Raw genomic sequence first — 23,833 nt, forward strand, 5'->3', positions numbered from 1 at the left:
CCCGGCCAGGGTCAGCGTCGGCACGCCCATCCACAGCGCATGGTAGGTGGTGGTACCGCCGTTATAAGGAAAGGTATCCAGGCAGACATCGACCTGGTGGTGCAGCGCCAGATAATTTCGCATGCCCGAACGTGGATGAAAATCAAGCCGCTCACGAGCAATCCTCTCTTCGGCAAACCAGGCTGTCAGCGTGTCGTATTGATCGTCCTCGCGCATCGCCCCCAGCACCATGCGCGAGTCAGGCAAAGCGCGCAGCAGCTGCGACCACAGCGCGATCACGGCACGGCTGATTTTGCTCGGACGGTTGAAGCTGCCGAAGGTCAGATAGCCGTGGCTCAGCGCCGGCAGATCATTGACCAGCGGTGCATAGGCGGCCGGCAGGAACGGCGCATTGGCCGGCAAATACACCAGCTTTTCCGTGAACTGATGGTCGAATTGTCCGGGCGGCAAAATGAATCGGTCGCTCAGGTAGTAATCCATGCTGCTCAGCCCGGTGGTGCCGGGATAGCCGATCCAGCTGACCTGCACCGGCGCCGGTTTGCGGACAAAGCTCAACAGACGGTGCTTGGATGTGTGACCCGACAGGTCGATCAGGATGTCGATGCCGTCAGCACGGATTTTTTCCGCCAACGCGGCGTCACTGAGACCTACCACCGGATGCCAGTGCTTCACATGACCGCGCAGGCGCTGCGTGACGCTGTCGTCCGTGGGGTGGTTGGCATAGGCGTGCAGCGACAAGCTGGCATAGGCAGCCAAATGCACCAGCACCGGCTCGATAAAAGAGGCCACCGCGTGGTTGTATAAATCGCCCGAGACGAAGCCGACTTGCAAACAGCGCGCCGGCTCACGTGAATTGCCGTGCTGCGGCCACTGCGCCCGCAACGGCGCTTCAAACTGCGCGCCGAAACGGCAGTGCTCGGCAAACAACGCCGCAGCATCGACTGCTTCGTTCTGGCTTATGGAGAACAACAGGCTGCTATGTGCTTCGGCGTAATCCGGTTTGATCTTCAGCGCCTGGCGATAGCTCACCTCGGCTTCCGACTGACGCCCAAGGCCGTCGAGGACGACGCCTAAGTAGACATGCGCCCTGGCGAAATCAGGCCTGATCTTCAATGCCCGGCGATAGCTGGCTTCGGCTTCAGACAGACGCCCAAGGTCTTTGAGGATGACACCCAGGTTGTTATGCGCGTCCGCGAAATCCGGCTTGATCTTAAGTGCCTGGCGATAGCTGGCTTCGGCTTCTAACGCTCGCCCAAGGTCTTTGAGGACATTGCCCAAGTTACCATGCGCCTCTGCGTAATCAGGCTTGATCTTCAGCGCCCGGCGCTGGCTGGCTTCCGCTTCAGCGAGTAGGCCTTGATCGCGTAGAAGTGCTCCAAGGTTGCTATGCGCCTCGGCATCCTGCGGCAACAACTCCACTGTTTTTTGCGTAGGAGCCAGTGCTTCCCCATCCCGCCCTTGCAGAAGGAGCACGACTCCCAACACTTTCCAGCCAAATCCGTAGCCGGGAAAGCGCGTCGTGAATGATCGGGCCAGCACTTCGGCTTCCGTGAGCCGCCCTTTGCCGTACAACATCACCAATGCATTGATTTCTTTGGTGCCTGGTGTTTTTCTACCGCCGCCGTGCGGTGCCGCTTGCCGGATCGGTTTTGCGGCCGAAACAGCTTTTGCTAGCGCTGGCTTTTTACCGCTTTGCAGAGCTGTCGGTTCAGGTGCCACAACAACACGCTGCGGCAGCGCATTGGATTGCACTGACATCGGTGTGCCTTCGTCCAAACGCCCCGCCAGCGCTTCCACGTCGTCGCCCTGTAATCCGTGCTGGCGCCCCAACTCCAACACCTGCTGCGCTGTTTCCATCTGGCCCGCCTGTATCAGCGCGTCGATATAGCTCAGCCAGTATGGCTGCTGCTCCGGCTTGGCTTCCAACGCAGCGGCCAGGTGCGGCAAACCGGCAGCCGCCTGGTTCACCTGTACCGCCAGCAGACCCAAATGGTAGTTCGCCTGCGGGTGCCCCGGCTGGGCGTCAAGAATCGTGCGATAAAGACTTTCAGCCTCTTCGACTTGGCCGCACTGGTGGTGATTCACCGCCAACTTCAGGGCCTGCGCGAGAGATTGCTCCTGCGCCTTCCAGGCTTGCTCCAAGACCGGAACGTCAGCTTGCTGCAGGGATACGGAAACGGTCATAGCGGAGAAATCAATTTCAAAAACAACAATTCAACATGGCCACTCCGAGAAACGCAAAAAGCCCAAGGGCACAGCGAATCGCAGTAAAAATCAGGCCGGCATATTCATGATTTCCTGGTAGGCCTGCACCACCTTGTTGCGCACCTGCAGGCCGGTCTGGAAACCGATGTTGGCCTTCTGCAGGTCAATCATCACGTCGTTCAGGGCCACGCCAGGCTTGCCGAGTTCAAACGCCTCGGCCTGTCCGGAGGCCTGGTTTTGCATGTCGCTGATGCGATTGAGTGATTTCTTCAGTTCGCCGGCAAAGCCGCCGGCAGCCACTTCGCCGCCAACCGTGGCGGAACGGTCAAAGGTTGGGGCCAGCGCGCGCATTTGCTGCAGCACGGATTCAATAGACGAAATCGCCATGGTGTTTTCCTTGGGCCGCACAAGCGCCCATTGTTGATCGAGGGCTTGAAGCGTATCAGTCAGCCCGGCGACGCATCGCGCCAAAAGACGGCAAAAGCGCCGGTTATTCAGTCGATCAATCGCGGCGCCGCGCTCTGACAATCATTCACAACAAGGCCGGGCTGAGCGTGGCCGTTTCAGCCCCATCAGCCAGACCAGCGCCCTCCTCTCCGTCCTCTTTACTCAGTGCCGTATGCCATCAGTCGTTTCAGTCATTTCGCCACGCCCTAGTCGCCCCGGCCCCGCGCGCTGCGGCGCCAGTCAGGCGAGCGCATGAGTTCCGCCACTCTGGGCGCTGACGCCGCACCGCGTAAAAACCTGCCTTTTCTGGACCAGTTACGCGCCAACCCACGCCTGCCCCTGATGATTGGCGCCTCGGCCGCCGTGGCGGCCGTGGCAGCGATGTGGTTGTGGAGCCGTGCGCCTGATTACGGCGTGCTCTACAGCAATTTGTCGGACCGCGACGGCGGCGCCATCATTGCCTCGCTGCAGCAGATGAACATTCCCTACAAGTTCGCCGAAGGCGGCGGCGCCTTGCTGGTGGCGGCCAGCAAGGTGCCGGAAGCACGCTTGCGGCTGGCGTCTCAAGGCCTGCCCAAGGGCGGCACGGCCGGCTTCGAGCTGATGGACAACCAGAAATTCGGCACCAGCCAGTTTGCCGAGCAGGTCAACTACCAGCGCGCGCTGGAAGGTGAACTGGCGCGCTCCATCAATTCCATTGCGGCGGTGGAGTCGGCGCGGGTGCACCTGGCCCTGCCCAAGCCTTCGCTGTTTGTACGCGAGCAGAAAAAACCCAGCGCCTCGGTGGTTCTGACGCTGCATCGCGGCCGCAGCATTGACGAAGGCCAGATCAGCGCGATTGCGCACCTGATCTCCAGCAGCGTGCCCGAGCTGTCCGCCAAAAGCATCACGGTGGTGGATCAGGCGGGCAACCTGCTTTCTGCGGCCAACGCTGGCGCACGCGGCCTGGATGTGAGCCAGTTGAAGTACACGCAAGAGATAGAGCAGGGCTATATCCGCCGCATCGAAGCCATCTTGCAGCCCATCGTCGGGGCTGCCAATGTGCATGCACAGGTGGCGGCGGAAATTGACTTTTCCGTGGTTGAAAACACCGACGAAAAATACCGGCCCAACCAGGAGCCGGGCAGCGCGGCGATTCGCAGCCATCAATCCAGCGAGTCGCTACAGCAAGGCGCGGTGCCGCCAGGCGGCGTACCGGGCGCGTTGAGCAACCAGCCTCCGGTCAACCCGGTGGCCCCCATCGTCAATCCGGCCTCGGCCCCAAGCCCTGGCACGCTCCCCGCCGGAGCCCCTGGCACGGCGCGCAAGGATGGCACCACCAACTACGAGCTGGATAGATCCATCCGCCATGTGCAGCAGGGCGCCGGTGGCGTCAAGCGCCTGTCGGCAGCGGTGGTGGTGAATTACCGCAGCAGCGTCAATGCCCAGGGCAAGCGGCTGACGCAAGCCCTGTCGGCGGCCGAGCTGGAGCAAGTGAACAACCTGGTGAAAGAAGCTATGGGCTACAGCAGCGAGCGCGGCGACTCTCTCAACGTGGTGAACAGCCCGTTTGCCAGCGACAACAACAACGACGTGATGGTGTTGCCTTTGTGGAAACAGCCTGAAAACATAGAACTCGCCAAATCCGTGGGCAAGTACCTGCTGCTGGCCATGCTGGCCCTGTGGCTGTGGTTTGCCGTGCTGCGGCCCTTGCTGCGCAAGCATCTGCAACCCCCAGCCGCCCAGGCCCCGGTGGCTGCCGACGAGAAGGCAGCGCAGCCCGACGACAGCGCCCAGCAAGACCAGCCGCAAGCGCAGGAGCGGCAAGCCCAGCGTCATCTGGACAACATCCAGTATGCGCAGGAAACCGCAGTCAAGGATCCACGTATGGTGGCGATGTTGATCAAGCACTGGATGGGTGAAAAATGATGGATGCAGGCCTAAGGAAAAGCGCCATCCTGTTGATGTCGCTTGGAGAAGAGGGTGCCGGCAGCGTGCTGCAGCATCTGTCGCAAACCGAAGTCGAAACCATGAGCGAGGCCATGGCCGCGCTGTCGCAAGTCAGGCGCGACGAAGTCGACCAGGTGCTGGAAGAGTTCCGCCTGGAGACCGAGCAATACTCGGCCCTGCACCTGGACGCCGGCAGCTATTTGCGCGCCGTGCTGAACAAGGCGCTGGGCAACAACCGCGCCGCCGACTTGCTGGACAACATTCTCCAGTCCAACGAATCGGCCAACGGTATAGAGCGGCTGAACCAGTTGGAGGCGACCGAGGTGGTCGAACTGATCCGCGACGAGCATCCGCAGATCATTGCCACGCTGCTGGTTCACCTGGACAGGGCCAAGGCCGCGGCGGTGCTGGAACAGCTGCCCGAGCGGGTACGCCACGACGCGGTGCTGCGGGTGGCCACCTTTGGCGGCGTGCAGCCGGCAGCGCTGAAAGAGCTGACCGAAGTGCTGACCGATATGCTGTCGGGCGAAGGCGTCAAGCGCAGCCGACTGGGCGGCATACGGGCGGCGGCCGAAATCGTCAACCTGATGAGCAGCGCGCAGGAAGAAAGCGTCATCAAGCATGTGCGCACGCACGACGAGTTGCTGGCGCAGAAGATGATCGACGAAATGTTCCTGTTCGAGAATCTTCTCGAAATCGAGGACCGCGGCATTCAGTTGCTGCTCAAGGAAGTGGACTCGGAGTCGCTGATCATTGCGCTCAAGGGCGCGCCACAGGAATTGCGCGACAAGTTCCTGAAAAACATGTCTCAGCGTGCCGCAGAAATGCTCCGCGAAGATATCGAAATGCGTGGCCCGGTGCGCGTCTCGCAAGTCGAGGCCGAGCAGAAGAACATTCTGCAGATCGTGCGCCGCCTGGCCGATAGCGGCGAGATTGTGCTGACCGGACAAGGCGACGACTCCTATGTATAGCCGCCCCGTCATCGCACGCACGCCCCTGGCCGACAGGTCTTTGCCGACGCGCAAGGTGGCTGAAAAAAAAGAGCCCATGAGCGCCTGGCAACGCTGGGAAATGAGCTCTTTTGCCGACGAGTCGCTGTCCGCCAACGATGAAGCCAGCACGGCGTCCGAGCCCATGATGGAGCCTTTCGAACCGGTCTTGCTGATCGACGAGGCCGAACTGGCCCGCTTGCGGCTGCAGGCGCAACAGGCCGGCGAAGCCGCCGGCCATGCACTGGGTTACGCGCGCGGCCAGGCCGAGGGCCATGCCGCTGCCCTGTCAGCAGTGCATGCGCAAGCCGCTCAATTGGAAGCGCTGACGCAAGCTTGGCCCAATGCGCTGCGACTGGCCGAGCGCCAGGTTGCCGACGACTTGCTGGCCTTGGCGCTGGACATCGCGCACCAGGTGCTGAGACAGGCATTGACAATCGATCCGCAAGCCATATTGACGGTGGTGCATGAGTTGCTGCAGGCCGAGCCGGCGCTGTCTGGCACACCTCAGCTCTTGCTGCACCCTGACGATGCGGTGCTGGTGAACGAACATCTGTCGGACGCGCTGCAAGACGCAGGCTGGCGGATACGCGCTGACGCGCAGATTCAGCGCGGCGGCTGCCGCGTGCTGGCCAACAGTGGTGAGCGCGATGCGACCCTGGAAACCCGCTGGGAGCGGGTCGCCGCCACGCTGGCACGCACCCCTCCGGTCGGCGCCAGCCATGACTGAGAAGCCAGATGCGGTCGACAATCCGCACCTGCAAGCCTGGCACAGCGCTCTGGGCGAAGCCCGCAGCGCCGTGGGCCGGGGCGTTCCGGTGCGCACTTATGGGCGGCTGACCCGCGCCGTCGGGCTGGTGCTCGAAGCGGTCGGGCTGCGCCTGCCGGTGGGCAGCGACTGCCTGATTGAGCTGCCGCCCGGCTATGCCCAGAAAACCGCAGAAGCAGAGGTTGTTGGCTTCTCCGGCGACCGCATCCTCCTGATGCCACTGAGCGCCGTCGACGGCCTGCTACCGGGCGCACGCGTTTACGCCCTAGAGTCACCGGCCGGCAGCAGCCATGGCGCCGGCGCGAGAACCAAGCGCCTGCCGGTTGGCGCAGGCATGTTGGGCCGGGTGGTCGATGCCGCTGGACGGCCGCTGGACGGCCTGGGGCCACTGGATTTCGAGCGGGAAGTGCCGCTGACCACCACGCCCATCAACCCGCTGACCCGCGCGCCCATCAAGGAGGTTCTGGATGTAGGCGTGCGCGCCATCAACGCCATGCTGACGGTAGGGCGCGGCCAGCGCATGGGCTTGTTCGCCGGTTCTGGCGTCGGCAAGAGCGTGCTGCTCGGCATGATGGCCCGTTACACCAGCGCCGACGTGATCGTGGTCGGCCTGATTGGCGAGCGTGGCCGCGAAGTCAAGGATTTCATTGAAAACACGCTAGGCCAGGAGGGCATGGCCAGAGCCGTGCTGGTGGCGGCGCCGGCCGACACCTCACCGCTATTAAGACTGCAGGGTGCGGCTTATGCCACTTGTCTGGCGGAGTATTTCCGCGACCAGGGCAAAAGCGTCTTGCTGATCATGGACTCATTGACACGCTACGCCATGGCCCAGCGTGAAATTGCCCTGGCAGTAGGCGAGCCGCCCGCCACCAAGGGCTACCCGCCATCGGTCTTTGCCAAGCTCCCGGCGCTGGTGGAGCGCGCCGGCAACGGGGCCCAGGATGCCGGCGGCCAAGGTGGCTCTATCACGGCTTTTTACACGGTACTGACCGAAGGCGACGACCAGCAAGATCCGATTGCCGATTCGGCACGCGCTATTTTGGACGGCCATGTGGTGCTGTCGCGCAGCCTGGCCGAATCCGGCCACTATCCGGCGATTGACATCGAAGCGTCCATCAGCCGGGTGATGACGGAGCTGATAGACCCGGCGCAGGCCGACGCGGTTCGGGGCGTCAAGCAGATGCTGTCGCGCTACCAGCGCAACCGCGACCTGATCAGTGTGGGCGCCTACGCCCCCGGCCACGACGCCAAGCTGGATCAGGCGATTGCGCTGTATCCAAAAATTGAAGCCTTTTTGCAGCAAACCATGCATGAGCGCACCGACTACCTGACCGCAAGCAGCCAATTGCAGGGCTTGCTGCGTGCCGGCTAAGCGCCTCACGCCCCTCCCGGAGACCACGCCATGAGCAACAAGCTGCCCCTTGCCACACTGATTGAGCTGGCCCAGAGCAAAACCGACGACGCCACCCGCCGACTCGGCCAATTGCAAAGTGCGCACACCAGCGCCGCCAGCAAGCTCGACATGCTGCTGCAGTACCGGCAGGAATACCTTGATCAGCTGCAGCGGCAAATGAACGAGGGCGTGCCGGCCGCACGTTTGCGCAATTTCCAGCATTTCATTGGCACGCTGAATGGCGCGATTGAACAGCAACGCGCCCTGACCCAGCAGGCAGATAAGCGGCTGGACCATGGACGCAGCGACTGGCAGCACAACAAGCGGCGCCTCAACTCCTACGACACCCTGGCAAGCCGGGTGCGCCAGCAGGAAATATTGATCAGCAACAAAAAGGAACAGCGGGACAACGACGAACGCTCGGCCCGCCAGTTCTACCTGCGCTCAGCCAGCCTGGCCGACTAAAGCCCCCAGAATTACCCGAGAAACTCATGTCTTTAATGCTTCAGTCCACCACCGCGCCGATTCTGTCCGGTCAGCCCACGCCCAATGCCAGCGCCGCTCGCGACGAACAAGCACAAAACGAATCAGGCAGTTTCAGCGAAGTTTTGTCCCGTTCGCTGGAGCCGGCCACCGAAAAACCCACTGACAAGGCGACGGCGGCCACGCCGGCACGGCGTCCGGCCAGCCCTGAAAAAGCCGACCCCGATGCACTGATCAATGCCATGGCCCTGTCCCTTGCGCCGCTGGAGCATCGCCTCGTCAAGCTCTCGCCCAGCGCCGGCTCCGCTGGCGCCAGCTCCGATCGCGCCAGCGCCGACAGCGCACTGCCAGGCGTGGCCGGAGTGGCCCCGACAGCGCTGACGACACTGCCAGCCGACGGCGGCGCCGCGCCCGAGGCAGCCCTGGCAGACATAGCCATGAGTCCGGACACCGGCACACAGGCCGCGCTGGTATCGACCCTGGCCGCTGCCAGCCCAAAAACCCTGACCCAGGCGTCCGGACAAGCACCACTGACACCGCTGGATGAAAGCCCGGGCATTGCGTTGACACTCGAAAAAGTGGCCGGCCAGAGCGCCGCCCCGGATGCCGGACTATCCGCCCAGCTTTCGCCGGGTGATGACAAAGAAGCCCATCAGCTAGGCCAGCGGGTGGATGAGCGCGCCGAACAGGTGCCCGCCAAACCCGCCAGCAGCAGCACAGCGCCCATGGTGGAGCTCGCTGCCCTGCCGGCCAGCGGCAAGCAGCCCACGGCCGAAGCCGGTTTCAACCTCAACGCCGCCCTCGCCACCCCGCAGCTCACTGTCGTGCAGCAAGCTGCCGGGTCGACGCTTGCCGCCCCGCCTCCCAGCCCGCTCAACACCGTTGCCATCAGTCCTGAAGTCGGCAGCAGCGAATGGGGCAAGGCACTTGGCCAGCAGGTGATCAACATGGGCCATGCCGGCAGTCAGGCGGCGGAACTCCAGCTCAATCCACCTGGATTGGGGCCTCTAAAGGTCACGCTGAGCATGAACGAGCACCAGATGCAGGCCATGTTCGTCTCATCGCACGCCTCGGTTCGGGCGGCGGTAGAGGCGGCACTGCCGCAACTGCGCAACGCCCTGGCAGAAAGCGGCATCAGCCTGGGCCATACCTCAGTAGGCGCAGAAAGCCAGCAGCAACAGCAACAAACGGCGTTCTCCAATGGCCAGAGCGGCCAGCCCGGCGCCAGGCCTTACCGTGGCGACCACCTGGCGGACACCGCCGCCGCCCTGCCCGCCAGGCAGCTGGCCGAGGCGGCCCGCCCCAGCCACAGGCTAGGCGTTGACACCTACGCCTGAGCGACAAACGCCGCGCCTGTGAAGGCGCTCCGGCAAATGCCGGAGTTGACGCGTTTTCCCCCGTTTTATCGAGCCATGAGCGCAATGTCTTTTGGCAAACAATCCTTTTTCAAACTCACGCAGCAAAGCCATGGCCACAAGCACCTCCTCAGTGAACCCCCCCAAGACCCGCAAACTCAGCGCCCTGGTGCTCGCGCTGGTAGCGCTTTGCGTCACGGGAGCGGCCGCCGGCGCCTACTACCTGGGCAGCAATCGCAGCGACACGCCAGCGGCGGTGAAGCCGGAAGAACCCATTTTTATCGCCCTTGAGCCCTTGACGGTCAACCTGCAGCCCAATGGCCGGAACCGTTTTCTGCACGCCGGCGTGACCCTGAAGGTCGCAGACACCAATTCACAGAGCCAGATCACACAGTATTTGCCGGAAGTGCGCAGCCGGGTCCTGACGGTGCTCTCCAATCGCGAATCCGAGTCGCTGATCACCCCCGATGACAAAGCCCAGCTGGCCACCGAAATCATGACCTCGCTGAACCAGCCGCTGACACCAAGCCAGCCCGCGCAAAAGGTATCCAGCGTGGTTTTCACCACTTTCATGCTGCAGTAAATACGTCCAATGAAGTTTGCCAATGGCCTATGAACAGCAGCTATCTCAGGACGAAGTAGATGCGTTGCTGCAGGGTGTCACCGGTGACACCGATGCGCCTAGCGCACCACCGCCCCGCTCTGATGGGCCGCCCAGCTACAACCTCGGCACTGACGAGCGTATCGTGCGTAGCCGCATGCATACGCTGGAAGTCATCAACGAGCGCTTTGCCAGGCATCTGCGCAGTGCGCTGCTGACCTTCATGCGCCGTAGCGCTGACATTTCGGTCGGCGCGGTGCAAATCCAGAAGTACGGCGACTACGTCAGAAACTTGCCGGTCCCGGCCAACATCAACCTGATGCAAATGAAGCCGCTGCGCGGCACGGCCTTGTTTGTGTTCGATCCCAAGCTGGTGTTTCTGGTGGTCGACAACCTGTTTGGCAGCGACGGCCGCTACCACGTCCGGGTCGAAGGGCGCGACTTCACGCAAACCGAGCAACGCATCATCAAGCGCCTGCTGAGCCTGACGCTGGACAGCTACGGCAGCGCCTGGCAGCCGGTCTACCCGCTCGATTTCGAGTTTGTGCGCTCGGAAATGCATGCCCGGCTGGCCAACATCGTGTCCCCCAACGAAGTGGTCATTAACACCACCTTCCAGATCGAGTTCGGCCCGATAGGCGGGGCCTTGAACGTGTGTATTCCGTACTCGATGATTGAGCCCATCCGGGATCTGCTGTCCAACCCCTTGCAGGACGAGATTGCCGTCGACAAGCGCTGGGTCAAACAGCTGGCGAAGCAGGTGCAAAGCGCCGATGTTGAACTCCGGGCGCAGTTTTTGACCGTGCAGTCCAGCATTGGTCAATTGCTCAAGCTCCAGGTAGGCGATGTGCTGCCGGTCGAAATTCCGGAAACGATTGTTGCCAAAGTCAATGGCGTGCCGGTCATGGAGTGCGGCTACGGCACCTCCAACAACCGCTATGCCCTGCGGGTACAGAAGATGATCAACCACCAAGACAGTGATTCAAGCAAGGGAAGCGAACATGAGTGAAGGCAACAAAGAGGATCCGGCGGCAGCAGCGCTTGACGATTGGGGCAGTGCGCTGGCCGAGCAGGCGGCGGCGCCGCAACCGGCTGCTACCGTGGCGCCCGCCTCCACCGCTGCGGGCGATCGGGTGTTTCAGCCGCTGCAGGGCAATACCGGGCCGGACATTGCCAAGGGTGATATCGACCGGGTGCTGGATATTCCGGTACAGCTGACGGCCGAGCTGGGCCGCACCCGTATCACCATCAAAAACCTGCTCCAGCTGTCCCAGGGTTCGGTGGTGGAACTGGACGGCCTGGCAGGCGAGCCCATGGATGTCTTCATCAACGGCTACCTCATCGCTCAGGGCGAAGTGGTGGTGGTGAATGAAAAATTCGGCATCCGCCTGACCGACATCATCACGCCCTCAGAACGCATCCAGAAACTGAACCGATGAGCCGTCCGGGTAGTCCCAAGCTGGCGGCCTGGCTGCTGGCCGGCATCAGCCTTTCGGCCAGTGCGGTCTTGCCCACCGTGCCGGCCAGCGCCGCCGAGCCGGTTCGCTCCTTCGGCGCGGCCGGTCTGCTGCAGGCCGGCTTTGGCCTGGCACTGGTGCTGGCGCTGATTTTTCTGTGCGCCTGGGCGGCCAGGCGCTTTGGCCTGCAACAAGCCGGCAAGGGTCGCCTGCTGAAGGTCGTGTCCAGTGTCATGGTGGGCCAGCGCGAGCGTGTGGTGGTGGTAGAGATAGGCGACAGCTGGCTGGTGCTGGGTGTTGCTGCGGGCCAGGTCCGCGCACTGCACACCATGCCGGCCGAAGCACTGCCAGAAGCTCAAACGCCGACGGCGCAGGCCATGTCGGTCACCGGGACTTTTTCGCAGAAACTGCTGGAGTCGATCAGGCAGCTGAACCAGCCCGGAAAGTCGACCTGATGGGAGTGATGCCCTTGCCTTGGCGCGCTACTTTGCAGGCGCTGCGCCCACGCCATGCGCTGTGGCTTGTTGTGCTGACCGGGCTGCTGCTCGCTTTGCTGCTACTGCCGACAGCGGTGTCGGCCCAGGGCCTGCCGGGCATTACCAGCAGCAAGAGCCCAGGCGGCGGCCAGACCTGGTCGCTCAGCGTGCAGATGCTGATGCTGCTGACCTCGTTGTCGTTTTTGCCGGCCATGCTGCTTTCCATGACCAGCTTCACGCGCATCCTCATCGTGCTGGGCCTGCTGCGCACGGCCATAGGCACGCAGTCGGCCCCGCCGAATCAGGTGCTGGTAGGGCTGTCGCTGTTTCTGACCTTTTTCGTCATGTCGCCGGTGTTCGACAAGGTGCATAGCGAGGCTTACAAGCCCTTTTCAGAAGACAAGATCAGCGCCGAGCAGGCGCTGGAGCGCGGCATCGAGCCCTTCAAGAAATTCATGCTGAAGCAGACCCGGGAAGCCGACCTGGCCCTGTTTGCCAAGCTGGCCAACGCACCGGCCATGGACGGGCCGGAGCAGGTCAGCCTGCGGATTTTGCTGCCGGCCTTTGTCATCAGCGAGTTGAAAACCGCGTTTCAGATCGGCTTCACCATCTTCATTCCCTTTCTCATCATCGACCTGGTGGTGGCCAGCGTGCTGATGTCCATGGGCATGATGATGGTGCCGCCCGCCACCATTTCACTGCCCTTCAAACTCATGCTCTTCGTGCTGGTGGACGGCTGGCAACTGCTGATAGGCGCGCTGGCGCAGAGTTTTTACACCTGAGCCGGCCAGCACAAGAAGGACCTCAAAGATGACGCCTGAATCAGTCATGGCCATGGGCTACGAGGCCATGAAGCTTTCCTTGCTTCTGGGCGCTCCGCTGCTGCTGGTGGCGTTGGTCACCGGTTTGTTGATCAGCCTGTTCCAGGCCGCGACCCAGATCAATGAAATGACCTTGTCCTTCATCCCCAAGCTGCTGGCGGTGTTCGCCACGCTGGTGATTGCCGGGCCGTGGATGCTGGGCCTGGTGCTGGATTACATGCGCACCCTGTTCGCGTCCATTCCGCAGCTGATAGGGTGACTTCGCCGATTTTCTCCGTCAGCTCGGAACAGCTAAGCGTCTGGCTGCTGGCCTTTCTTTGGCCCTTTGTGCGCATGCTGGCGCTCGTCAGCACGGCGCCCATCTTTAGCGAAGGCGCCGTGCCACGCAGCGCCAAAGTCGGTTTGGCGGTCTTGCTGACCATCGCCATAGCGCCCACCCTGGGACCCATGCCGTCGGCGGCGCCGGTGTCCGCCGCCGGCATCTGGATCCTGATTCAACAAATCCTCATTGGTACGGTGATGGGGTTTTCGATGCGCATGGTGTTTGCCATGGTGCAGGCCGCGGGCGAATATGCGGGCCTGCAAATGGGCTTGTCATTCGCCTCTTTTTTCGACCCCACCAGTGGCGGCAACACCATGGTGCTGGCGCGCCTGCTGAACGTGATCGCCATGCTGATCTTTCTGGCCATCGACGGACACCTGCTGCTGATCGGCACGCTGGCCGAGAGCTTTCACAGCCTGCCGATTGCGGATGCGCCGCTGGCCGCCAGCGGCTGGTTCTTGCTGGTGTCGGCGGGCAGTCAGATTTTCACCGGCGGGCTGATGCTGGCGCTGCCGCTGATTGCCACCTTGCTGACGCTCAACCTGGCCATGGGCATTTTGAACCGGGTATCACCCCAGTTCAGCATCTTTGCCGTGGGTTTTCCCATCACGCTGTTGGCGGGCCTGGCCATGCTGCAGGTGCTGATGCAATACATGGCGCCTTTTCTGGGGCCGCAGTTTGCCGAGGGTTTTCTGTCCATCGATACCGTGCTGCGCGGCCTGCGCCCCTGAACGCCGGGGACGATCAAAAAACAAGGAATTTAGCCCTCCAGCCCTTTCTGGATATGCGCAATACGCTACTTAATCAATAGCATATTGCGCCATCAACAACTACAGATAGTTGTTCAGCGAGATCTGCTGAATCCTGACAAAGATTTGCTGGCTGGCCTGCAAGGCCGTCTGGCGCTGGTAGAAATCGGCGATCGCGGTGGCGTAGTCCAGATCTTGCAGGTCGGACAGATAGCTTTTGTCGGAAAGCGCGCGGCTATCGCCCGTTACCGCCAGTCCGTCCAGCTCCTGCAGGCGCGAACCCACCGATGCACGCACCGTCAGGACGTTGTCGTGTGCATTGGTAATTTTCCGGTTGGCCATGCTCAAGGCATTCAAGACCTTGGCCTGGGCTTCCGGCCCACCATTGCTGGCAGGTGTTTTCAGCGCCGCGATGACATCGTTGATGGCGCCGAAAACGTCGGTACCGGCATTTTTGGCCGTCGCGACATTGATGCTGTCTCCCGCGGCAGGCGTGCCCGTGATGGTGAGCTGCAAACCACCAAAGGTGATCGGGCTGCCCGCCGTGAAGGCCGTGGCGGGCCCTATGGCCACCGGGGGCGTGGCCGTCGTGCTGACTTGATAAGTGGTGGGGGGGGTTGCGAAAGTGATCACAAAATCCTGACCGTAGTTAGGATCCGTCACGTCGACCACCGAGGTCGCGCCGAACACGGCGCTGCCGCTATTGGTCACCGGCGAGGAGCTGACATAGCCCGCGCCGCCTTGCACCGTCTGGAAAATGCTGCGACCGTCGTCGGTGCCGGCCATCTGACGGGACACGTCCACTTGCATCAGGCGCTGGCCCTGGTCGCCGACATAGGAAACACTGCCGTTTGCATCCCGCACAAAGGGCGGACTGCCGCTCTTGAAACCGGCGAACAGAAACTGGCCGTTGCCGTCATCGGTATTGGCCAAACCCTGCAACTGTTCAAAATTGCCTTGCAAGGCGGTGGCAATGGTCGAGCGATCGGCATCGGACAAGGTGCCGTTGCCGGCATCCACCAGCAAGCCCTTGATGTTTTGCAAGACCGTGACGACGCTGCTCAAGGCATTGTCTTCCAGCGACAGGGTCTGCGTGGCGCTGGCGCGGCTGGCCTTGTACTGCTCGCCGAGCGCCAGCGATTGAGAGATGGTCAGGGCACGGGTGGCGCCCAGCGGGTCGTCCGAGGGCGTCAGAATCTTGGTCATGGCGCCAATTTGCTGCTGCGTACGCAGCAGATTGCTCTGCAGCGAGCCCATGGCGCTCTGGCTTTGCTGGTAAAAAGATTGGGTGCTGATACGCATCATTAACTCCTGATTGGGCTTAGCGGCTGATGCCGAGAACGGCATCAAACATCGTTGAAGCGGTCTGTATCACCTTGGCATTGGCCTGGTACATCTGCTGAAACATCAGCAAGTTGGCGGTTTCTTCGTCCTGGTTGACACCCGAGACCGACTGCTGGGCCGTGCTGATTTGCATGGTCAGGCTGGTCTGGGCCTTGTTGGCAATTTCGACCTGCCGGGTCTTGTTGCCAATGCTGCTGACCAGTTGCCCATAGGCGTCGCTGAAGCTGGCCGTGCCACCACCCATGGTTTTCTTGCTTTGCAAGCCACCCAGCAGCAAGGCATTGCTGCCGTCGGACACGCCGCTGGTATTTTTCCCTATGGTGAAAGTGTCGCCATTGGCGGGCTTGCCGCTGACCTCAATGGTGACGCCATCAAAGCTCATCTTGGCGCCGGCCGTATAAGGCACGCCGGCAAACGGCCCAGTGGGCGGAATCGTGTCATAGCTTCCGGCGACGCCCGGGTTGTAGGTCGTCGCCGTGCCGTCGGCCTGCGTCACCGTCACCGCCGATCCGACGGGAACGCTTGGAAAGCCGGAAAAGCTCTTGTTGACGCTGTCGTAGCTCAGGGTCACCTGGCCGCCCAGAGGCGAGGTCAGGTAGTTCGCATCGACAGCGCCGGCGCTGATGGCGCCACTGCCCTGATTGGCGGCCGCGTTGCCGGTGATGATGGGCGATGCCGCCGCCAACTTGGCAGGGTCCGTCACCAGCACCGTCAGGTCGCGCGCGCCGGTTCGGGTCGGTTGAATCAAGAAGGAGTCGCCCGCCGCGCCTGCGCCATTGAAATTGAGCTTGACGCCGTCATAGCTCCCGGTAGCGTCAGGCGTCACGACGGTGTTGTCCGACAGACGGGTCACGGTATAGGTCGGGCCTGCGCTGACATCCAGCCGGTAGTCGCTGGTGGTCAATTGACCAATATCCGAAAACTCTGCCGTCAGAGTCAGGCCACCGGTATTTTTGCTGTTTGAAATCACCCCTGGGCTGGCCTGGGAGAAAAAGTCTTCGCCCAGCGCACCGTTCAGGTCTATGCCTAGCTTGTGCTGGGCATTGAAGTTATCGGCCATGGCAATGGCAATCCGGCCCAGCGAGTTCTGCGCTGCCGTCAGCGTCTCATTGCGAAATTGCAGCAGGCCGCCCAGCGAGCCACCTGTGATCTGGCTTTCCTGCAACTCCACCGCCTTGCCGGCCGCATTGACCACGGCGATGGTGGTTCTGCTGGGGTCGCTGGAAGAGCTGACGGCAGCCAGCTTGCTAGCCTTGTCGCCCAGCACCAGGGTTTGACCATTGCCAATGAAAACGTTGTACTGGCCGCCATCTTGCACCACCAGCTTGGTACCCACAAGCTTGCCCAGCTCGTTCACCAGCTGGTCGCGCTGATCGAGCAAGTCATTGGGAGCCTGCCCCCCACCCACGCCGCTGAACATCGCCACCTGCTTGTTCAAGCTGGCGATCTGCTCCGCATAGGTGTTGATCTGATCGACGCTGCCGGCCACCTGATCGTTGAGGCTGCTGCTGACGCCGTTCAGGTATTGGTCCATGGACCGGAACTGGTTGGCCAGGGCCTGGCTGGAACTGATCAATTGCTGCCGGGCCGACGGATCAGCCGGGGTATTGGCGAGCGCCTGCACATGGGTGAACAGCGTCTGCATCTTGGGCGCCAGGCCAGCAGTCTGATTGGCCAGCAGGTTGTCAATCTGGCTGATCTGCGTGTAGTAGGTGGACAGCGACTGATTCTGGGACTGCGCCTGATTGAGCTGAGACGACAGGTATTGGTCGTAGTTACGGGTGACGTCGGTGACCTTGGCGCCATTGCCGAAGAAACCGATGCTGGGACGGTAAGTGCCACCGGCGGAATTGATCTGCGCCGTCTGGCGGTTGTAGCCAATGGTGTTGACGTTTGCCGAATTGTGGCCAGTGGTGACCAGGGCCGCCTGCGCGGCATTCAAGCCACTCAGCCCGACATAAAACATGTTGTTTGACATAAACCCTATCCTCTAAAGCAAAATTCGCAAACGGCTTTTGACAAGCCTCTTGTTAGATAACGACAGCCGCAGCAAAAACTTGAGGGTAAATACCCGGCTTATTTGCAAGCCGCCTTCATCTGCAAACCTCTAACTCGCCCTGCCCACATCAGGCTCAGGGCTAGAAACTTAAAACGTTTCCCAGTCCCCAGCGGCGGCCGGTGCGGCAATCGCCGGCTTGAACGCCGGCGGTTGCCGCGGGGCCGCGCCGGGTTTGGCAGCCTTGGCCGGCATAGCGCGCCTGGCCTGGACCACATGGATTGGCTGCGCCTGCGCGCCATCGAGCGTGAAGACGCTCACCACCTGGGACAGGCCGCTGGCCTGCTCCTGCAGCGAGGCTGCTGCGGCGGCAGCCTCTTCCACCAAGGCGGCGTTTTGCTGCGTCACCTGGTCCATCTGGGTAATCGCCTGGTTGATCTGCTCTATGCCCGAGGTCTGCTCCTGGCTGGCGGCGGTGATCTCTGCCATGATGTCGGTCACGCGTTTGACGCTGTCCACGATCTCGTCCATGGTCTTGCCGGCCTCGGCCACCTGACTGGAGCCTTCTTCGACCTTGCTGACCGAGTCGTCTATCAGGGTCTTGATTTCCTTGGCCGCTGCAGCGGAGCGCTGCGCCAGGCTGCGCACTTCGGCAGCGACCACGGCAAAACCGCGGCCCTGCTCACCGGCCCGCGCCGCTTCCACGGCGGCGTTCAAGGCCAGGATGTTGGTCTGAAAGGCGATGCCGTCAATCACGCCGATGATGTCGACGATCTTGCGCGAGGACGCATTGATGGAGCCCATGGTGCCCACCACCTGGGACACCACGCTGCCGCCTTTGACGGCGACACTGGAGGCGGACACCGCCAGCTGGTTCGCCTGGCGCGCGTTGTCGGCATTTTGTTTGACCGTGGAGGTCAGCTCTTCCATGGAGGCAGCGGTCTCCTCCAGCGAACTGGCCTGCTCTTCGGTGCGCGAGGACAAATCCTGGTTGCCGGCGGCGATCTGGCCTGAGGCGATGGCTATGGTGTCCGTGCCCTGGCGCACTTCACCCACCACCTTGGCCAGGCTGGCGTTCATGTCTTTCAAGGCCTGCATCAGCTGGCCGGTTTCGTCGCGGCTGGTGACTTCAATGTGGCTGCTCAGGTCGCCGCCTGCCACCGTTTCCGCCAGCTTGAGTGCCTGAGTCAGGGGGCGGGTGATGCCTATGCTCAAACACCGCGCCAGCAGGCACCCCAACACCAAGGCGACGATAGCCAGTTCAATCAGGTTGAGCCGGCCCGAGCGATACAGCGCATCGATTGCCGCAGTCGTCTGGTCGATATTGGCCTTCTGGTGCGATGCCATCGCCCTGATGCTTTCGTCATAGTCGCCCAGTGCCGGAAGCAATTTTTCGCGGGTTAACTGTGCGGCCTGCTCGTTCTGGCCTTGTTCCTTGAGCTTCAGGATTTCCGTGCGCACACCGATGTACGCGCTACGCCTGGCTACACCATCCTCATACAACTTCTTTTCCTCAGAAGATTGAATCATGTCGAACAGTTTTTTCGAATTTTCGGAAATACTGGCGCTGGTTTTTGATATCTCTTTCTGAAAGTACGCTTGATCCTCAGGGTCATCACTTTTAACCAGGGCAAATGTCCTCACACTATTGGCACTGGTTCCCAACAACCACTCGGCCGCCAGCCGCTCCTTGACCAGCGCTTGCTTGGCCATCGTTTCGGTGGCCTCTCCAACCTCCTGAAGCCGCCACACTCCTATCCCTGCAATCGTCGCCATAAGAAAAAGCACCAGCGCGAAACCTGCGCCCAGACGAATTCCAATTTTGAAATTTTTGATGCTCATGTTTTGTCTCGTGGTTTCTATTCTTGATATGACTTACACAGCAACTGACTCAACAATGGATGAAGGAGCAGCCATGACGTCATCAAACGCCCTGGCCCACAAGGGCCAGGTCTGCGACTGCAAGTTGGCCGGGACGACGGTGAACGCTAAGCGGCCAGCTTGCGCTGCGGCGCGGCAATCGCCGGCTTGGCCGAGGGCGGCTGCTGGGGCGCGGCACGCCTGGTCGGGCTGTCCCGGTGGATACTGCTGTAGTCCAGGGGCTCCTGGCCCAGCTTGAACACGCTCACCACCTGAGACAGGCCGCTTGCTTGTTCCTGCAGCGATGCTGCTGCGGCGGCGGCTTCTTCCACCAGCGCGGCGTTTTGCTGCGTCACCTGGTCCATCTGGGTGATGGCCTGGTTGACCTGCTCTATGCCCGAGGTCTGCTCCTGGCTGGCCGCGGTGATCTCGGCCATGATGTCGGTCACGCGTTTGACGCTGTCCACGATCTCGTCCATGGTCTTGCCGGCTTCACTGACTTGTTTACCACCGGCTTCGACTTTTTCCACGGAGTCGTCGATCAAGACCTTGATTTCCTTGGCCGCGGCAGCACTTCTTTGCGCCAGGTTGCGCACCTCTGCTGCGACCACGGCAAAGCCTCGGCCCTGCTCACCGGCCCGCGCCGCTTCCACGGCGGCATTCAAGGCCAGGATGTTGGTCTGGAAAGCAATGCCATCGATGACACCGATGATGTCGACAATCTTGCGCGAGGACGCGTTGATGGAGCCCATGGTGCCCACCACCTGGGACACCACGCTACCGCCGCGCACGGCGACGCTGGAAGCGGAAACAGCCAACTGATTCGCCTGTCTGGCGTTGTCGGCGTTTTGTTTGACGGTGGAGGTCAGCTCCTCCATGGACGCAGCGGTTTCTTCCAGCGAACTGGCCTGCTCTTCTGTGCGCGAGGACAAATCCTGGTTGCCGGCGGCGATCTGGCTGGAGGCCGTGGCTATAGTGTCTGTGCCCTGGCGTACTTCGCCGACGATCTTCACCAAGCTGTCGCGCATGGCCTTGATGGAAAACAGCAAGCTGTCCTTATCGGTAGAGCGAACCTGCACGTCGACCGACAGATCGCCCGCAGCAATGCGGCTGACAACCTGGGTGGCATAAGCGGGCTCACCACCCAACTGACGCTCCAAAAGACGGGCCACCACAACGCCCAAACCGATGCTGACCACGATGCCGACCAAAGCCATCACCATCATCAACAAGCGTGAAGTCTTATACGTTTCGGCAGCGTTTTCCATGCTGGTCTTTGCCATTTTGTCACTGTGCGCAACCATCTGCTCCAACACTTCCTCAAGCGCACGGGACTCTTTCAGCAACTGCGTACTTTCCTGGTTCACTCTATCGTCAAATTGAGAAGCGTCCAGTGGTTGCTTGGCAATCAGCACCAAGAAATCGCTCATTTTTTGTTTCAACGGGGGCAACAAACCCTCATAGCGTTGATAAAGCTTTTGCCCTTCTGCACTTTCCTTAAACACGGATTTGACTTCTGCCATCCGAGTCTCCAGGTCGGCCATCGCGGCTTTCACCGTTTTAGAGCTAAGGTCGCGCTCGCCGCGCGTTGAGGCGGAAAGCGAACTCATCTGGGCCCGGCTGGCATAGACCAGCTGAATATTGGCTTCCTGGATCGCCTTCAATGAACGCAATTCTTGGCTATAGAGGCTTTCGGTGGCCGCACTGATGCGCCCCATATGAAAAATGCCAAGTGCCCCGACCGCCGCACCTATTGCCGCTACCACCAAGAAACTAAGCAGCAGTTTGGTTGAAAGTTTTAGTGCGTCGAAGAATTTCATAATTTTCCTTTTCAACTGAATCTCTTTTTAAAAAGCATTCAGTCTTGTCTCTCTTTGGTGGTGGGCACCGATTTCAGCCGCCCTCTTTTTTTGATTAGTTTTATTCCGTTAACTTCAATACGCAGGCCCTTAAAACTCTTCCCAGGCGCCGGCCCCAGCAGGGGTGGCGGCAGCCAGTTGCCGGGGTGCTGCCGCCTTGGCTGCGCGCTTGCGCTGCGGCGCGGCAATCGCTGGCTTGACCGAGGGCGGCTGCTGGGGAGTGGCGCGCCTGGCCTGGGCCACATGGATGGGCTGCGCCTGTGCGTCATCGAGCTTGAACACGCTCACCACCTGGGACAGGCCGCTGGCCTGCTCCTGCAGCGAGGCTGCTGCGGCGGCAGCCTCTTCCACCAAGGCGGCGTTTTGCTGCGTCACCTGGTCCATCTGGGTGATGGCCTGGTTGATCTGCTCTATGCCAGAGGTCTGCTCCTGGCTGGCCGCGGTGATCTCGGCCATGATGTCGGTCACGCGTTTGACGCTGTCCACGATCTCGTCCATGGTCTTGCCGGCCTCGGCCACCTGACTGGAGCCTTCTTCGACCTTGCTGACCGAGTCATCGATCAGGGTTTTGATTTCCTTGGCCGCGGCAGCACTTCTTTGCGCTAGGTTGCGCACTTCGGCGGCGACCACGGCAAAGCCTCGGCCCTGCTCGCCGGCCCGCGCCGCTTCAACGGCGGCGTTCAGGGCCAGGATGTTGGTCTGAAAGGCAATGCCGTCGATCACGCCAATAATGTCGACGATTTTGCGCGAGGAGGCGTTGATGGCGCCCATGGTGCCCACCACCTGGGACACCACGCTGCCGCCCTTGACGGCGACGCTGGAAGCGGATACCGCCAGCTGGTTCGCCTGGCGCGCGTTGTCGGCGTTTTGTTTGACGGTGGAGGTCAGCTCTTCCATCGAGGCAGCGGTTTCTTCCAGGGAGCTGGCCTGCTCTTCGGTGCGGGACGACAAATCCTGGTTGCCCGCGGCGATCTGGCCTGAGGCGGTGGCTATGGTGTCGGCTCCCTGGCGAACATTCCCCACCAGAACAGCCAGGTTGGACTGCATATTTTTCAAAGCTTGCAGCAGTTCGGCAGCCTCATCCCGGCCGACGCTGTCGATAGGCTGGGAGAGATCGCCGTCAGCAATAAAACGAGCATTGCGGGCAGCCTGCCGCAGCGGTATGACGATCGAACGGCCCAGAACAAGGGCTGACGCCGCACCCAGCAGCAGGGCCAGCACGGCGCCCACGATCAGTATCATCCGGCCATGGGCCGCATTTTCTTCAGCCCGCGTGAGTGAGGCGTCGTATATGTCCTGCTGGCGATTCTCCAACAGACGAATAGACTCACTGTAGGCGATCGCAAGGGGCTTGAGGTCGCGCTCAAGCGCAGCGGCCACATCTTCTCCGGCCTGCTTCTTTTTTAGCAAGGCCGCCCGAGGAGAGCGGTAGGCTTCACGCGCGGCATCAATGTTGGCAATCAGCTTCTTGCCTTCTTCCGACTGAACCAGTTCGATGATGCGCTTGCGCGAGGCCAGCGAGATCTCCGACGTTTTGTCCATGTCAGCCTGCCACATTGGCATGCGGCTGGTATCGGCGTCAAGCACGGCGGCCCGGGTGCGTATCCAGTTCAGATCAATCGTCTGACGCCATTGCACCGCCATTTTGAGTTTTTCGTTGTCTTCCGTGCCCAACTGGCGGGTAGTGGCGGCAAGCTCCTGCAAACGCCAAACGCCGATGACGGCGATCACCGCCGTGATGAGCAGAATCAAACCAAATGCCAAGGCTAGGCGGCTGCCTACTTTGATGTTATTGAGTATCATGATCGAAACTTTCCAAAAAAGAAGTACGGCTACTCAGGGTTCAGGTTTGCGTTGTTACGCGGCGATTTTTTCGACTAGACCCATGTCGTCGCTGCTCATCAGGCGGTCCAGATCGACCAGAATCAACATCCGCTCGTCGAGCGTGCCCAGACCGATCAGGTATTCGCTGTCCAGCACAGCCCCCATCTCGGGGGCTGGCTTGATCTGTTCGGGTGTCAAGGTGATCACATCCGACACACTGTCGACCACCATGCCCATGACGCGGTTGGCGATGTTCAGAATGATCACGACCGTGAACTGGTCATAGCTGGGCGCTCCCAGCTTGAACTTGATGCGCATATCTATGATGGGCACGATGATGCCGCGCAAGTTCACCACGCCCTTGATGTGATCAGGCGCATTGGCAATACGGGTCACCGCCTCGTAGCCACGCAGCTCCTGCACCTTCTGGATATCAATGCCATATTCCTCCTGACCCAAGGTGAAGGACAGAAACTCCAGCGCCTTGGCGGCGCCAGCACCTCCTGGCACCTCTGCGGCCATGGATGAATGGGGATTACTTGTTGTCGCGTGCATGAGCACTCCTTTAAACGATTCGGGTGGCACGCCCGCTCACGTGCACACTCAGAATTTGAGAAACCAAGTCGCAGACAGACGCGTCCATCTGCTTATCGGCAAAGCCACGAAAAAACTTTAGGCCAAGCCCGTTAGCCCTTGCTAAGCCAGCTTGAAGACGCTCACCACCTGGGACAGGCCACTGGCTTGCTCCTGCAGCGATTGCGCGGCCGCCGCAGCCTCTTCCACCAAGGCCGCGTTTTGCTGCGTCACCTGGTCCATCTGGGTGATGGCCTGGTTGATCTGCTCTATACCCGATGTCTGCTCCTGGCTGGCTGCGGTGATCTCGGCCATGATGTCGGTCACGCGTTTGACGCTGTCCACGATCTCGTCCATGGTCTTGCCGGCCTCGGCCACCTG

Annotated in this window: 22 protein-coding genes; 13 read left to right on the forward strand and 9 right to left on the reverse strand. The window is 61.3% G+C overall.

Annotated features, from left to right (window positions below):
* Together BM160_RS20895 and fliE are read right to left on the reverse strand one after the other, a co-directional pair.
* Nucleotides 1-2,184, reverse strand: a 2,184-nt coding sequence (locus BM160_RS20895) for a tetratricopeptide repeat protein (RefSeq protein ID WP_092008093.1), incomplete at its 3' end; no start/stop codon positions are given.
* Nucleotides 2,185-2,274: 90 nt separating this feature from the next.
* Nucleotides 2,275-2,592 carry a flagellar hook-basal body complex protein FliE gene (fliE, locus tag BM160_RS20900; RefSeq protein WP_092008108.1) on the reverse strand — a complete coding sequence of 106 codons (318 nt, stop codon included), beginning with the start codon at nucleotides 2,590-2,592 and terminating at the stop codon, nucleotides 2,275-2,277.
* Between the two features lie 312 nt (nucleotides 2,593-2,904).
* On the opposite strand from fliE, the gene fliF reads away from it, so the two are divergent.
* The 13 genes from fliF to fliR all read left to right on the forward strand — a co-directional run bounded on the left by fliF (nucleotide 2,905) and on the right by fliR (nucleotide 13,978).
* Nucleotides 2,905-4,560 (forward strand): flagellar basal-body MS-ring/collar protein FliF, encoded by a 1,656-nt coding sequence (gene fliF / locus BM160_RS20905; protein WP_092008094.1) that lies wholly within the window; start codon nucleotides 2,905-2,907, stop codon nucleotides 4,558-4,560.
* The gene (gene fliG / locus BM160_RS20910) at nucleotides 4,557-5,552 is read left to right on the forward strand and encodes a flagellar motor switch protein FliG (RefSeq protein ID WP_092008095.1); all 996 of its coding nucleotides are present in this window, start codon (nucleotides 4,557-4,559) and stop codon (nucleotides 5,550-5,552) included. The genes fliF and fliG overlap by 4 nt, the downstream gene beginning before the upstream one ends.
* Complete coding sequence (gene fliH / locus BM160_RS20915; protein WP_255369028.1) at nucleotides 5,545-6,300, forward strand: flagellar assembly protein FliH; 756 nt, start codon at nucleotides 5,545-5,547, stop codon at nucleotides 6,298-6,300. Before fliG ends, fliH begins: the two co-directional genes overlap by 8 nt.
* Nucleotides 6,221-7,711, forward strand: a complete 1,491-nt coding sequence (fliI, locus tag BM160_RS20920; protein ID WP_369821813.1) for a flagellar protein export ATPase FliI — start codon at nucleotides 6,221-6,223, stop codon at nucleotides 7,709-7,711. Before fliH ends, fliI begins: the two co-directional genes overlap by 80 nt.
* Nucleotides 7,712-7,741: 30 nt before the next feature.
* Nucleotides 7,742-8,197 (forward strand): flagellar export protein FliJ, encoded by a 456-nt coding sequence (fliJ, locus tag BM160_RS20925; RefSeq protein ID WP_092008097.1) that lies wholly within the window; start codon nucleotides 7,742-7,744, stop codon nucleotides 8,195-8,197.
* A 26-nt stretch (nucleotides 8,198-8,223) separates the two neighbouring features.
* The gene (locus tag BM160_RS20930) at nucleotides 8,224-9,552 is read left to right on the forward strand and encodes a flagellar hook-length control protein FliK (RefSeq protein WP_218156640.1); all 1,329 of its coding nucleotides are present in this window, start codon (nucleotides 8,224-8,226) and stop codon (nucleotides 9,550-9,552) included.
* A 130-nt stretch (nucleotides 9,553-9,682) separates the two neighbouring features.
* Complete coding sequence (fliL, locus tag BM160_RS20935) at nucleotides 9,683-10,153, forward strand: flagellar basal body-associated protein FliL (RefSeq protein WP_092008098.1); 471 nt, start codon at nucleotides 9,683-9,685, stop codon at nucleotides 10,151-10,153.
* Nucleotides 10,154-10,175: 22 nt separating this feature from the next.
* Nucleotides 10,176-11,180 carry a flagellar motor switch protein FliM gene (gene fliM, locus BM160_RS20940; protein ID WP_092008099.1) on the forward strand — a complete coding sequence of 335 codons (1,005 nt, stop codon included), beginning with the start codon at nucleotides 10,176-10,178 and terminating at the stop codon, nucleotides 11,178-11,180.
* Nucleotides 11,173-11,610, forward strand: coding sequence for a flagellar motor switch protein FliN (fliN, locus tag BM160_RS20945; RefSeq protein ID WP_092008100.1), 438 nt, complete (start codon nucleotides 11,173-11,175; stop codon nucleotides 11,608-11,610). The genes fliM and fliN overlap by 8 nt, the downstream gene beginning before the upstream one ends.
* A complete protein-coding gene (fliO, locus tag BM160_RS20950) occupies nucleotides 11,607-12,083 on the forward strand; it encodes a flagellar biosynthetic protein FliO (protein ID WP_092008101.1) in 477 nt (158 codons plus the stop codon). Before fliN ends, fliO begins: the two co-directional genes overlap by 4 nt.
* Nucleotides 12,083-12,886 carry a flagellar type III secretion system pore protein FliP gene (fliP, locus tag BM160_RS20955; RefSeq protein WP_369821814.1) on the forward strand — a complete coding sequence of 268 codons (804 nt, stop codon included), beginning with the start codon at nucleotides 12,083-12,085 and terminating at the stop codon, nucleotides 12,884-12,886. The genes fliO and fliP overlap by 1 nt, the downstream gene beginning before the upstream one ends.
* Nucleotides 12,887-12,914: 28 nt before the next feature.
* On the forward strand, nucleotides 12,915-13,184 hold the full coding sequence (gene fliQ / locus BM160_RS20960) for a flagellar biosynthesis protein FliQ (protein ID WP_092008102.1): 270 nt from the start codon (nucleotides 12,915-12,917) through the stop codon (nucleotides 13,182-13,184).
* 8 nt (nucleotides 13,185-13,192) lie between these two features.
* On the forward strand, nucleotides 13,193-13,978 hold the full coding sequence (fliR, locus tag BM160_RS20965; protein WP_092008112.1) for a flagellar biosynthetic protein FliR: 786 nt from the start codon (nucleotides 13,193-13,195) through the stop codon (nucleotides 13,976-13,978).
* Between the two features lie 99 nt (nucleotides 13,979-14,077).
* On the opposite strand, the gene flgL is transcribed toward fliR, so the two are convergent.
* The 7 genes from flgL to BM160_RS21000 all read right to left on the reverse strand — a co-directional run.
* Complete coding sequence (flgL, locus tag BM160_RS20970; RefSeq protein ID WP_092008113.1) at nucleotides 14,078-15,298, reverse strand: flagellar hook-associated protein FlgL; 1,221 nt, start codon at nucleotides 15,296-15,298, stop codon at nucleotides 14,078-14,080.
* A gap of 19 nt (nucleotides 15,299-15,317) precedes the next feature.
* Nucleotides 15,318-17,318, reverse strand: a complete 2,001-nt coding sequence (gene flgK, locus BM160_RS20975; protein WP_092008103.1) for a flagellar hook-associated protein FlgK — start codon at nucleotides 17,316-17,318, stop codon at nucleotides 15,318-15,320.
* 168 nt (nucleotides 17,319-17,486) lie between these two features.
* Nucleotides 17,487-19,178, reverse strand: a complete 1,692-nt coding sequence (locus BM160_RS20980) for a methyl-accepting chemotaxis protein (protein ID WP_092008104.1) — start codon at nucleotides 19,176-19,178, stop codon at nucleotides 17,487-17,489.
* Between the two features lie 146 nt (nucleotides 19,179-19,324).
* Nucleotides 19,325-21,016, reverse strand: coding sequence for a methyl-accepting chemotaxis protein (locus BM160_RS20985; RefSeq protein ID WP_092008105.1), 1,692 nt, complete (start codon nucleotides 21,014-21,016; stop codon nucleotides 19,325-19,327).
* Between the two features lie 129 nt (nucleotides 21,017-21,145).
* On the reverse strand, nucleotides 21,146-22,858 hold the full coding sequence (locus tag BM160_RS20990; RefSeq protein WP_092008106.1) for a methyl-accepting chemotaxis protein: 1,713 nt from the start codon (nucleotides 22,856-22,858) through the stop codon (nucleotides 21,146-21,148).
* A 54-nt stretch (nucleotides 22,859-22,912) separates the two neighbouring features.
* Entirely contained in the window at nucleotides 22,913-23,434 is a 522-nt protein-coding gene (locus BM160_RS20995) for a chemotaxis protein CheW (RefSeq protein ID WP_369821815.1), read from the reverse strand.
* Between the two features lie 141 nt (nucleotides 23,435-23,575).
* On the reverse strand, nucleotides 23,576-23,833 hold a 258-nt coding region (locus tag BM160_RS21000), incomplete at its 5' end, for a methyl-accepting chemotaxis protein (RefSeq protein ID WP_255369032.1).

This window comes from Polaromonas sp. OV174, assembly GCF_900112285.1.
Taxonomy (GTDB): Bacteria; Pseudomonadota; Gammaproteobacteria; order Burkholderiales; family Burkholderiaceae_C; genus Polaromonas.